We start from the raw sequence: 12351 nt of genomic DNA, 5'->3' as shown, positions 1-12351 counted from the left end.
TTATGACTTCCTTAGGTTCAGTACTTCTTGAATTAAGTGAAGAGCGAACTGAATGAACATCACGCACATTGTGATGAAAATGGTAATTTTCACGTACGCTGGAAACGGAGGATTCCAAGCTGAGCCGGAAGTCTCAAAATGAATGTCGCCAAATGGAGATAGCACTGCGCTTTCGGTCATTTGATAAGCCGCGTACGCGAGTAACCCAGCAAAAATTAGTCCCATAATGTGATGAAAGACATTCAGGTATTGGCGTGTGCGCTCTGAGACCGCGTCGTAAATCAACACAACGCGCACGTGTTTATTAGTCGCTAAGGCGTAGATGCCACCGAAGACAAATAAGCACGCTCCTAGAAAAGATGCAGATTCATGTACCCATATAGTCGGGGCATTGAAGACATAACGCATGACCACTTCATAAAATGAAATAGCCACTGTAAAAAGAAACAACAGACTTAACGCATTGCCGATACGAACAATGGCTTTATCTAAAAGATTGCGAGGTTGTTCTGAAGTATCTTCAGTATGTGGAATGGGGATTTCTTTGCTCATGGGGTAGGGTCCAGTTTAAAACAGGAGCCTGCTTGCTTGTCATTTACAAGCTCACAAAGCTCCTGTTTTGGTTTGGCGATGGTCTTCTTAAAGATTAAAGAAGGCCGTTTTCTTCTAGGTAAGAAGTCACTGAGTCATACACTTTCTGTGCGTTTGGAGATTGCTTAGCAAACTCTTCCCACTGTGTACGAGCGATCGCACGGAACTTCTTACGCTCTTCTGCAGACCAGTCGTGGATAGTGATGTTTGGATCTTCCTGAGCTGCTTTGACTGCTTTTTGGTCAGCAATGCGTAGCTGAGTTGTGATGTCGTTAGCGAAGTCACGAACCGAAGTCGTCATGATGGCTTGAAGATCTTCAGGAAGCTGGTTCCACTTTTTCATGCTCATTGACACGTCGATCAATGGTAGCGAGTGGAAACCAGGTTGAACTGGGTGTGTTGCAATGTCGTTCATACCCGCTTTCTGGTTGGTAGAAAACACTGTGTAGTCAGCAGCGTCGATAACGCCTTTGCTTAGACCTGTGAATACTTCAGAACCCGGCAGGTTTACTGGTGCAGCACCTGCTGCAGCAAATACACGTTGTACTAGACCTTCTGGTGCACGAAGCTTAAGGCCTTTCAGGTCTTCAACACCATTTAGAGGTACACGTGATACGAATGATTCAACACCCGTTGTAGAGCCACCAATGAATTTCACGCCGTAAGGAGCGTAAAGTTCGTTCATTAGCTCGTAACCACCGCCGTAGTTAATGTATTGCAATAGTTGGCTAGTATCTGACCACGCGCCAACGGTGTTACCAATTAGACCGAAAGCAGCGTCTTTACCAGAGAAGAACTCTGTCGCGGTAATTTGACCATCAAGAATGCCCATTTTGATGCCATCAAGGGTTTCAGTGTGTTTAAAAACACTGCCAACTGGAAGCAAGTTGATCTTGATGCGACCGCCAGACATAAGCTCTACACGCTCAGTCCATTCTTTTTGGATTTGGAAGTTTTTATCACCTGATGGGTCAGATGATTGGAATTTAAAAGTGTAGTCAGCTGCGAATGCTGATACGGATAGGGCGCCAGTAAGCGTGGCAGTGAGTAACGTCTTGGCAAATGTGCTCATGATGTCTTCCCGCTATTTATTGTTTTGAAGGAATGATAAAGAAACCAGTTACATGAAGTATGTTACCGGTAACTGAGCGCAATGTTACCGATAACATTTTGGTTAAGTCAACAGTTTTACTTTATTTCTATCGATATGGAGAGCTCATGTCGCGCAGTATTGAGAAAAACTGTTTATCTATTAATAAGATAGAAAAGATGACTATATCTAGAATGATTTTCTAATCATTAGCTTGAGCAAAGGCCGCTTTGAATTCTTGTATCAACCACGTTAGTGCTGGGCCTCTTGAGCTGCCTCGTTGCCAGACAAGGTCGACTGGCGCTTCCCATATTTTCTGATCAAACTCAACGTCTACTTTTACCAGACGCTTGTCTTTCAGGGCGTCTTGAACGAGATGGTAGGGTAAATATCCCCAACCAACTTTACTTAGAATCAAATCTAAAGCTGTTTGAGTGCTTGAACACCACCAAACATTTGGCGTCATGCTAACCAACATCGAAGGCTCAATTTTTTTTCCTCCACGAATAGCCACTTGGCGATACGGGTATAGAGCGGTTTCTGTAACTTGTTTTTGAGCAGCTAACGGCGATTGTGCATGGCAAACAGGCAGCATTTTAATTTGCCCAATGTATCCGAAATCGACTTCCTTAAAGGTCTTAATTTCAGAAAACATAACACCTAAATGCGCTTGGTTGGTTTGTATTTGTTGAATGATATCGGGTGATGGCAGAGCTAAAAACTCAAGTTGTGTATGAGGGTACTGATCAGAAAATTGTTCTAGAAGCGTTAATACTTGAGGTGTCATTAACGCATCATCTATGGCTAGGCGTATGAGGCCTTCTTCTCTTCGGTTTACGGACTGGGCAATCTGTTCGAACTCGTCTGATTGTGCCAGTAGTGCTTTGGCACTTCGATAAAGACGCTCTCCTGCTGGCGTAAGTGTTGGTTTACGAGTACTTCGATCAAACAGCGTGACATTCAGATCAATTTCCAAGGAATTGATGCCGTGACTTACAGCCGATTGAACTTTACCCAGTTTTCTTGCGCAAGCCGAAAAAGAGCCCAAGTCAGCAGAAAGTACCAGCATTCGAATATGTTCTAAGTTTTGCATATGAAATTAATAGATGGTTATTAACTATTAAGTATCTTATTTGTAGATATTATTTCGGTCAAACATTAGCCGTTCATCTGAATTCGGAGGTAAATATGAGCTGGATATATTTGTTGTTGGCAGGGTTGACAGAAATAGGTTGGCCGTTAGGTATGAAAATCGCACAAACTTCCTCAGTAAGGTGGCCCGGTATCTTGATGGCGATTGCTTTTATGGCCATTAGTGGCATGTTTCTGTGGCTAGCGCAGAAACAGATCCCTATTGGTACGGCTTACGCAGTATGGACAGGGATTGGTGCTGCAGGCACCTTCTTGGTTGGGGTGTTGTTTTTTGGCGATCCAGGCTCAGCAATGCGTTATTTCGGTATTCTGATGATTATCTCAGGTGTGGTCGTGCTAAAACTTGCTCACTGAACAGAGTCACTGAAAATGCGAAAGTGGTTTCTGCCCAAGTAATGTAATAGAGTGGTGTCATCCTCTTTTCTACAGAGAAAAACCATTAGCGCAAGGAGCATGCATGCTTTCAATGCAAGATAAGCAAACTATTATTGAGATTGTTCGAGATGTTGCGAAAACAGAGATTTTGCCGCGTTTTCGATCTCTGACAAGTGATGCGATCGATACCAAATCTGGGTTTGATGACTTGGTTACGGTTGCCGATGTTGCTGCAGAGAAAGCGATGACTGAACGTTTTCATGAAGCATTGCCTGATGCTTTGATTGTAGGAGAGGAAGCTGTGGCAGAAGATGAGTCTGTATTAGACCTACTGGACTCTTCTGATTTAGTGCTGATTATTGATCCAATCGATGGTACTTGGAATTATGCCAATGGTTTATCGACGTTTGGCGTTCTTATTGCCGCAGCCTATAAGGGTGAAACGATCTTCGGGCTATTATACGATGTTGTAAATGACGATTGGATTGAGACCTCTAGGGGGCAAGGGACTTGGTATGTTAAACCGAATCAAGCTCCTACTCAGATTGTGCTTTCTCAGCAAGCCACTGATCCGTCGTTAGTGGGCGTATTCTCCCCCTTTCTTTTTAAAGATAAAGGTCACCGTAAGTCGGCAGCGGAAACACAAACTAAATATGCCAGAGTCATTGCTCTGAGATGTTGCTGTCATGAATATCGGACCATGTTAAATGGTAATGTTGATTTCTTCATTAGCCCTAAGCCTAATTCTTGGGATCATGCAGCTGGGATCTTGGCCGTTCAAGAGGCAGGTGGTGTAGTGCAGATGTTGGACGGACGAGATTATCAGCCTTCGGTGAGAGAGGGGATGATTGTTGTGGGCCGCTCAAATGATGTGGTTCAGAGCATCATTAAAGACTTCAATTGGTATAACCAGTAAGAGGTTAAAGCTCCAGACCATATTCTGACGTATTTTGATCTAAATCTCGCAAGAAATCGCAGATCAATTGTCGAATTCGTTGCGCGTCAGGGCGCTCTATTTCTTCATTGCGTGACCACAAAGCAATGTCTCGTCTTGGCTGGTCAGGCATATCTTCAATATTGAGCATTTGCTCTGACTGGAGTGCGCCGCTCATTAAGGCAAGACGAGCTGGGAGTTGAACCAGCATATCGCTTGAACTCAAAAGACTCATAACCGAATGAATGCTGCCCGTGAAACTAATCTTGGCAGCATTGTTCGGTGCTACATTATGCTGATGATTCATAAAGCCTGCATTGGCGCCTGCTATAAACCATTTGCTCTTGGATAAATCGTTTGTCGTAATGGCTCGTTTTTGCTTGAGCAGTGCCGATTTTGCACCTGCAAAAATGGCAGCCCTGTCGCGAAACAATACCTCTCTATGAAGCCCTTTTTGCGCTACTGTCAGATGGGCAGGCCCAATAATAAAGTCCAACTCGCCTTGCTGAAGTAACTCGATTTGAGCGGCAGCCGAGCCTGTTCTCAAATGGAAAACATAACGTGGGTCTTGTAAGAAAGCATGGGTTGTTTGTTGAGCTGCTGCGTATTCCCATAGTGGATCGATGCCGATAGAAAACTCGTTATGAAAACCACTGTGCCATTGTCGAATTACTTCTTCGCCTTGCTCGGCATCTAAGAGGATTTTCTCACCGATTTTACCCAAGCGTTCACCGATTTCAGTTGCCACAACACCATAACGTGTTCGAGTTAGTACTGGCGCACCGACTTTTTGTTCCAGCTGCTTAATAGCACGAGTAAGCGTAGGCTGAGTGACGAAAAGCTGTTCCGCCGCTGAGCTGATGGAGCCTTGTCTGATGATTACGGCAAGCTGCTTTAAAGCGTTAGGGTTCATATGCGTTTTGTTTTGTTATTGGGTTTTTTAATAAGGTTTTCTATATTTAAGTGTTGTTTATTTTTAATCAAGAAAGATTTCTATTTTCAGTAAGAAAAAGTTGCTGACAGTAGTCTAGGATGTAATAGTAAGTTTTTGAGATAAATAATAAAATCCAACGAAAGGGTACGTATGAATTCGAGCGGCATTCCACTGTTTCCCCGTCCAATTAACTGGACCTTATCTTTCTCAGGGGCATTTGCTGAGTTTCGCTCTCTGGCTGTGTTACTGGAGCGGACTGGGGCGGTATCCCATTGGGCAGTGGTGCTTGAAAGTGGTGATGGTCTTTATGTCGAAGAAGGCATCATCAAGCCAATGAGCGCTTTATCAGTGAGATCACTGGAGTGGTTTACTGTATCCAATAAAGCATCGCTTGGTGTGCCTTTGTATGTGGACTCTCATATCATTCATGATGCGTTACCTTTAATTAACTCTCTACTTGGAACTGGGCAGCCTTTACCGCAACCAGAATCGTCTCATTCTCCTGTTGGACTAACTACCAGTATCGCTGATGATCTGCCGTTTCTTGTATCAGCAGTGGATACCGAATTACGTTATCAGTATGCCAATAAGTTTTATGAGAAAGTGTTTAAACACCCAAGAGAGTCTCTAATCGGACAATCGATCAAAGACATTATCGGAGATGAACAATTTAATAATGTAGAGCCCTACATACAGCGTGCACTCCAGGGTGAACATGTAGAGGTTCAGATACCAGCTGTTTTACCTAATCGCTCTGGCTCTAGTACGCATCATCACATTGCCTGCTCGTTTACGCCCAATTACAAAGCTGAAGAAATTCAAGGCGTTTACATCTGTGTTAGAGATCAAACGCCTTTAAAACGAATTACCCAAGCCCTAAAACAGTTTCATGAAATCACAACGAACACAGCGAGCTCATTAGACACAAAAATTCAAGACATGCTTGATCTAGGTGTCGAGATTTTAAATTTACCCGTTGGAATTGTTAGCCATGTGGTCGATCAAAACTATGAGGTTATGTATGGTTGTGGCGGCCCAGAACAGGGAGCTGTTTTCAATCTCGGTGATTGCTATTGTGTACACACCTTAAACCGTGATCAAGTCACAGGTTTTTATCATGCTAGTCAAAGCGAAATCGCCACTCATCCGTGCTACGAAAACTTTAAGTTAGAGTCCTATTTAGGGGTGTCCTTAAAAGTGAATGGTAAGGTTTGGGGAACCCTAAATTTTTCAAGCCTTGAAGCCAAAGATGAAGACTTCAGTGATGATGAATACGAGTTGGTAAAATTATTTGGCCAATGGTTGCAAAGTGAACTGTCCAAAGCGCAAGAGCAAAAAGAAGCTTTAGACGCAGAGCGGCAGCACCGCCTGATAGTCGAGTCTGTCCACGATGGCATTGTTGGTGTTGATCACGATTGTAAAATTACCTTTGCTAACCCAGCGGCGGCAAAGTTGATCGGAGTCGATTCTGAAACCATGATTGGGCAACCGGTCACCTACCTTTTACGTGATCGATCACGAAGCACACCAGGGTTAACTCATTATGAAAACTTAATCACTCATGCTGTGCGCAGAAAGCAGAAGATAAACAGTAAAAATGCGACATTCTTTACGTTTGATGGCCGAGAGTTTCCAGTTAAGTTTTCCTGTACGCCTGTTGAGGGTGGAGAGCAGGATGGCTTGGCTGGTGTGATTACGTTTCATGATATTTCAGAGCAAAAAATTGCCGAGAATGCCCTTAATCAGCAAATGGAGTTGTTTCGCTCTTTGTTTATGGATGCGCCAGAAGCGATTGTTGTGACAGACAAAGATCGTCGAATTTTAATGGCAAACCCTCATTCGCTGGATTTGTTTCACTACAAAGAGAGTGATTTAATCGGTAAAACCCCCGATTTCTTATATGCACAAAGTAGCGACTTCAACGAGGTGGGGCAAGCCTATACAGATCAAAATACTCCAGAGCTGGTCGATTATAAAATGCGCTACCGTCGAGCAGATGGAAGTGAATTTGTTGCTGAGAACGTCAGAAGCAAAATTCTTGATGAGGATGGCAAGCTAAAAGGCTACATCATTCATGCAAGGGATATCACATCGCGTTTGAAAATCGAGAATGAAATATCAAAGGCCCAAAGTCGCTTAAGCATCGCTGCGGATTCTGCGAAGATTGGTGTTTGGGAGATGGATATTCAGCGTGCTTCCCTGATATGGGACCAGAGAATGTTCGATCTCTATGGTTTATCAAGTGAAAGCTCGACGATTTCATATTCAGTTTGGGAAGAGATGCTGCATCCTGATGACCTTGAACGAGTTCGTCATGAATCTGATCGAGTCATCGAAACCCATCAGGATCTTGATATTGTATTTCGCATCATAAGAACTGATGGCGAAACTCGGTATATCAAAGCTAACGCTCGAACTGCAATGGATCGCGAAGGTCATCCTTTATATCTATTTGGCACCAATATTGATGTTACTGAGCGCTATGAGACCGAGGCCATTCTAAAAGAGGCACGTGAAGAGGCCATTAGAGCGAGTCAGGCGAAAAGTAACTTTCTTGCGACTATGTCTCATGAAATAAGAACGCCATTAAACGGCGTGTTGGGCATGGCGGAAGTCTTGTCATCCAGTAAGTTGACCGAGCAGCAGCATAATCAATTGGCTATTATTCGAAGCTCAGGGGAAAGCTTATTAGAGCTAATTAATGAAATCCTAGACTTTTCTAAAATAGAAGCAGGGCACTTTTCATTAGAGTTGATTGATTTTGATTTAGAAGCGATGGTTTATGACTTATCTCGCTTGCTAGTCATAAAAGCTGAGGCAAAAGGCATTGAACTACTGGTTGAGTACAACTTAAAGGGCGTTTCCATTGTACGTGGTGATGCCTACAGAATACGACAAGTGTTAACCAACTTAGTGGGTAATGCGATTAAATTTACCGAGAAAGGCCAAGTCATTATTCAGGTTGACAGCCTAGAAGGGCCTAGAGGCCATGAAATTAATGTTCAGATAAGTGTGATTGATACTGGTATAGGTATCACTGCAGATGCTCAGTCGCAGTTATTTAAAGCGTTTGTGCAAGCGGATAATTCCACCACCCGTAAATTTGGTGGCACAGGTTTGGGTCTTGCAATCACCAAACAGCTTGTAGAGTTGATGGGGGGAGAGATTAACGTTAAGAGTACAATAGGTGAAGGTAGTGTGTTCACTATCAGTTTACCTTTACGAATTTCCGAGTTTCCTTCATCCTCGCCGTCTGAATCACTCGCTTTGGAACGTTTTGAAAAGATTCTTGTTGTTGATGATAACCCAACAAACTTATCCATTCTTGAGAATCAGTTAAAGCAGTGTGAGATGACTGCGGAGTTTATGCAACAGCCGCTACAAGCCTTTGAAAAATTAATAAAAGCGGCTGAAAGGTCAGAGCCATATGACTTGTTGATACTTGATTATTTAATGCCTGACATGGACGGTTTGAAATTGGCAGAAATGCTTCAGGAGCTAGTGCCGAGCAACCAGTTGCCACATATCATGATGATTTCTTCGGCAGGTACTTTAGCTGGTGAAGATTTGAAAAGAGCTAACATCAACGTATGCTTGAACAAGCCAGCCAGTATTCGAGACCTCAAGGCTGGCTTTGAAAGCATGTTACACAAGCCATATGAAAAAAGTCGTGTAATTGACCAAAGTTACTCTGTCTCGGACCTGCCAGATGATTCCTATAAAGACATCGAAATGCCTGCGGCTACCATCTTGGTAGTAGAAGATATGAAAGCAAATTTAGCGGTTGTTAAAGGTATGCTTGCATCTTATGACTTTACAATTGAAACCGCGGAGAATGGTGTTGAAGCGATAGAAAAGTGGCAACAATGTCGTCCTGATCTAATATTGATGGATCTGCATATGCCGGTTATGGACGGCTTAACCGCTATTAAAGAGATACGTAAAAATGAGATGTCTGTAGGTGGGAGGGTCCCAATACTTGCTTTAACTGCGGACATACAACCAGATCGAATCAAGCAAGTTAATGCAATTGGCGGAGATGGGTATATAACCAAACCATTTAAAGGAAGTGAATTGATCCGTACTATTTCTACATGGCTCGGTAATCCGGTGGCGGAGGTTGTCATGGAGGATTCATCTGCTGTACCTGAGGCTAGCTATAATGGTGATTCATTAGATACTTCTGTTCTTGAAGGGTTAGAAGAACTATTGGGAGAGCAAGTGCAGGAAGTGGTTATGGCGTTTTTACAGGATGCCGAAGGTATTGTGAGTGATTTAAATAGTGCAGGTGCACAAGGCTACCCATCTGATATGATTTACCGTCCGGCACACAGTTTAAAATCTGTTAGTGCAAACATTGGAGCAATAAAGTTGAGTGAAATGGCGCTTACACTGGAAAAGCAAGCAAAGTCAGACGGATTGATTGATGCCGAGGTTCAAATATCAAATATCATTAAAGAACTCGAAAGTGTTAAGGCTGCCTTGAAACAAAATGGGAGGCTTCCTTGAATGTATTGATCGCTGAAGATTCTCCTTCAGATCGTATGCTTTTAAAGTTGCATTTAGAGAAGTTGGGGCACAGTGTTTATGAAGTGTCCAATGGTATTGAGCTTGTGCAGCATTTTTATGAGCATTCTGAAGAGTTTGATATCTTGGTTGTTGACCTAAATATGCCAGGAAAATCTGGTATCGAAGCGGTAACTGAAATTCGAAAGCACCAAGGTTCTTATGCTGCAAATTGGATCCCCATCATTTTTTTGAGTGGCTCAGATGCTGAAGATGACATTTTGAAGTGCATCGAAGCTGGGGCTGATGCGTATTTAAGTAAACCTATACAGCATAAGGTATTGCTAGCTAAGTTAATTGCAGTAACACGCCTAGCTCATATGAGGCAAGAATTGTTGGCAGCAAATTCTCAGCTGGAAGCATTGTCTACCACAGACTATTTGACAAACTTGCCAAATAGACGAGCATTTGAGCATACTTTAAGAGATGAGATGGCTAAAGCTCGTAGACATGCTCAGATGTTGAGTGTTGCTATATTGGATATTGATCATTTTAAACAAATCAATGATACCTATGGTCACGATGGTGGTGATTTGATTTTAAGGGAAGTATCAAAAAGGTTGATGGCTTCCCAGCGAAGCGGTGATGTATTTGGACGCGTTGGAGGAGAAGAGTTTGGACTTATACTGCCCCATACCAACGCAGAAGAAGCCAAAATTGCTTGTGAGCGATATCGTGAAGTGCTCTCTACAGAAGATTATCATTATGATGGTCATATAATAAAGCTAACGGTAAGTGTTGGGGCATGTAAGTTTGATAATGATATTAGTCAGCTTGAGTTGATTAAACGGGCTGACGTAGCGTTATATATGGCTAAAAACACTGGCCGAGACAAAGTGGTTATTGAAGGTTACTAACTAATTTCTGGTTCGATTGTTTCGTGATCAGGATTTACTTCAAGCGTAAAAAAAGCCGAGCGGGATAAATGCTCGGCTTTCTAGTATCTGGGGCAATGGTTTTGCCACTTACCCCAGTTTCAAACCAACGTTACGGGGGTTATGCAACGTTCGCCTGTTCTGAAGCGCTGACTTTTTGGTTTACTGTTGCAAGTACTGCTTGGATGGAAGCAGACACAATGTCGTTATCAATGGCTACGCCGTTGTAACGTTCTCCATCAATGTTTGCTTGGATGTACGCAATCGCTTGTGAATCACTGCCTACAGTCAATGCATGTTCTTGGTACTGAACAATGTCTACTCGAATATTGAACTGTTCACTTAGCGCACTGGTAAAGGCTGACAACGCACCATTGCCTTCACCTTGTACTGAGATATTGCCATCTTTATGAGTTAGTTCAGCGGTGACACTGTCGCGGTCTTTCTTGCTAAGCTCGTAGTTACCTAATGCGTATGGAGCTGAAGCTGTCATGAAGTTTTCTTCAAATAGGCGTTTCATATCCGCCGCTTCAATAACACCGCCGTCTTCTTCTGAGAATCTCTGAACGATAGGGCTTAGCTCAACTTGCAACCAACGCGGTAAAGCCAAGCCGTACTCTTGTTCAAGCGCGAAGGCAACGCCACCTTTACCTGACTGACTGTTCACACGGATAACTTCTTGGTAGCTACGGCCAATATCGCGTGGGTCAATCGGTAGGTAAGCCACATCCCAAGGTTTATCATCTGTTTGGTTCGCCAAACACTTCTTGATGGCGTCTTGGTGAGAGCCTGAGAATGCCGTGAATACCAATTCGCCAGCGTAAGCATGACGCGGGTGAACAGGCAATTGCGTGCATGATTGAACAACGCTGATTACGCGGTCCATGTCAGCAAAGTTTAATTCAGGGTTAACGCCTTGGCTGTACATGTTCATGGCCATGGTTACAACACACATATTACCTGTACGTTCACCGTTACCAAGTAAAGTACCTTCAATACGGTCTGCACCTGCCATTAAACCAAGCTCTGCTGCTGCTACACCACAACCGCGGTCATTGTGCGTGTGTAAGCTAACGATGATGCTGTCACGGTTCTTAACTTTTCGACAGAAGTATTCGATTTGGTCAGCAAAGCGGTTAGGCGTTGTCACCTCAACAGTAGCTGGCAAATTGATGATGCATTTGTTTTCTGGTGTCGGTTGCCATACATCGATCACGGCATCACATACTTCAACAGCAAAGTCTGTCTCAGTGCCTGTGAAGCTTTCAGGAGAGTATTGGAATACCCACTCTGTTTCAGGGTGTTTGGCTGCGTGCTCTTTAACGCATTGAGCGCCTTTAACGGCAATCTCTTTGATGCCGTCTTTGCCTAAGCGGAATACTTGCTCACGCTGAGTCTTAGAGGTTGAGTTGTATACGTGTACAACGGCTTTCTTGGCGCCTTTCAACGATTCGTAAGTGCGCTCAATCAATTCTGGGCGTGCTTGAGTCAAAACTTGGATGTAAACGTCATCTGGCACTTGGTCTTCTTCCACCAACCAGCGAACGAAGTCAAAATCCAACTGAGACGCTGCAGGGAAGCCTACTTCGATTTCTTTAAAGCCTACATCTACAAGAAGTTTAAAGAATTCTTTCTTTTGGTCCACAGTCATTGGTTCAACCAGTGCTTGGTTGCCGTCACGCAGGTCAACACTCGCCCAAATTGGTGCGGTTGTGATTTCTTGATCAGGCCAAGTGCGGTTTTCAATCGCGACCGGCTCAAACGGACGATATTTAGTGTGATCAAAAGAACTCATATTCTTTTCCTTCCATAAGTAGATAGGCTGGTAGCCTTT

The 12351-nt window shown here is 43.5% G+C and carries 9 protein-coding genes; 4 read left to right on the top strand and 5 right to left on the bottom strand.

What is annotated here, in order from left to right; genetic code table 11:
- The 3 genes from C8D85_RS02705 to C8D85_RS02695 form a co-directional block, all read right to left on the bottom strand.
- Entirely contained in the window at nucleotides 1-552 is a 552-nt protein-coding gene (locus C8D85_RS02705; RefSeq protein WP_133559823.1) for a TRAP transporter small permease subunit, read from the bottom strand.
- Nucleotides 553-646: 94 nt separating this feature from the next.
- Nucleotides 647-1663, bottom strand: coding sequence for a TRAP transporter substrate-binding protein (locus tag C8D85_RS02700; RefSeq protein ID WP_133559822.1), 1017 nt, complete (start codon nucleotides 1661-1663; stop codon nucleotides 647-649).
- Between the two features lie 220 nt (nucleotides 1664-1883).
- Nucleotides 1884-2774 carry a LysR family transcriptional regulator gene (locus tag C8D85_RS02695; protein ID WP_133559821.1) on the bottom strand — a complete coding sequence of 297 codons (891 nt, stop codon included), beginning with the start codon at nucleotides 2772-2774 and terminating at the stop codon, nucleotides 1884-1886.
- Between the two features lie 95 nt (nucleotides 2775-2869).
- On the opposite strand from C8D85_RS02695, the gene C8D85_RS02690 reads away from it, so the two are divergent.
- Together C8D85_RS02690 and C8D85_RS02685 are read left to right on the top strand one after the other, a co-directional pair.
- Nucleotides 2870-3187, top strand: coding sequence for a DMT family transporter (locus tag C8D85_RS02690; RefSeq protein WP_133559820.1), 318 nt, complete (start codon nucleotides 2870-2872; stop codon nucleotides 3185-3187).
- A 103-nt stretch (nucleotides 3188-3290) separates the two neighbouring features.
- Nucleotides 3291-4124 (top strand): inositol monophosphatase family protein, encoded by an 834-nt coding sequence (locus C8D85_RS02685; RefSeq protein WP_133559819.1) that lies wholly within the window; start codon nucleotides 3291-3293, stop codon nucleotides 4122-4124.
- Nucleotides 4125-4128: 4 nt separating this feature from the next.
- On the opposite strand, the gene C8D85_RS02680 is transcribed toward C8D85_RS02685, so the two are convergent.
- Nucleotides 4129-5055, bottom strand: coding sequence for a LysR family transcriptional regulator (locus tag C8D85_RS02680; RefSeq protein WP_133559818.1), 927 nt, complete (start codon nucleotides 5053-5055; stop codon nucleotides 4129-4131).
- 171 nt (nucleotides 5056-5226) lie between these two features.
- Between C8D85_RS02680 and C8D85_RS02675 the strand changes: the two genes are divergently transcribed.
- Both C8D85_RS02675 and C8D85_RS02670 read left to right on the top strand, forming a co-directional pair.
- The gene (locus C8D85_RS02675) at nucleotides 5227-9585 is read left to right on the top strand and encodes a PAS domain S-box protein (RefSeq protein ID WP_133559817.1); all 4359 of its coding nucleotides are present in this window, start codon (nucleotides 5227-5229) and stop codon (nucleotides 9583-9585) included.
- Nucleotides 9582-10499, top strand: coding sequence for a GGDEF domain-containing response regulator (locus C8D85_RS02670; RefSeq protein ID WP_133559816.1), 918 nt, complete (start codon nucleotides 9582-9584; stop codon nucleotides 10497-10499). Before C8D85_RS02675 ends, C8D85_RS02670 begins: the two co-directional genes overlap by 4 nt.
- Before the next feature lie 139 nt (nucleotides 10500-10638).
- On the opposite strand, the gene leuA is transcribed toward C8D85_RS02670, so the two are convergent.
- Nucleotides 10639-12312, bottom strand: a complete 1674-nt coding sequence (gene leuA / locus C8D85_RS02665; protein WP_133559815.1) for a 2-isopropylmalate synthase — start codon at nucleotides 12310-12312, stop codon at nucleotides 10639-10641.
- Between the last annotated feature and the right edge of the window lie 39 nt (nucleotides 12313-12351).

Origin of the sequence: Marinomonas communis (assembly GCF_004363305.1) — a bacterium.
Lineage (GTDB): Bacteria > Pseudomonadota > Gammaproteobacteria > Pseudomonadales > Marinomonadaceae > Marinomonas > Marinomonas communis.
This window is presented reverse-complemented; position numbering and strand designations above follow the sequence as displayed.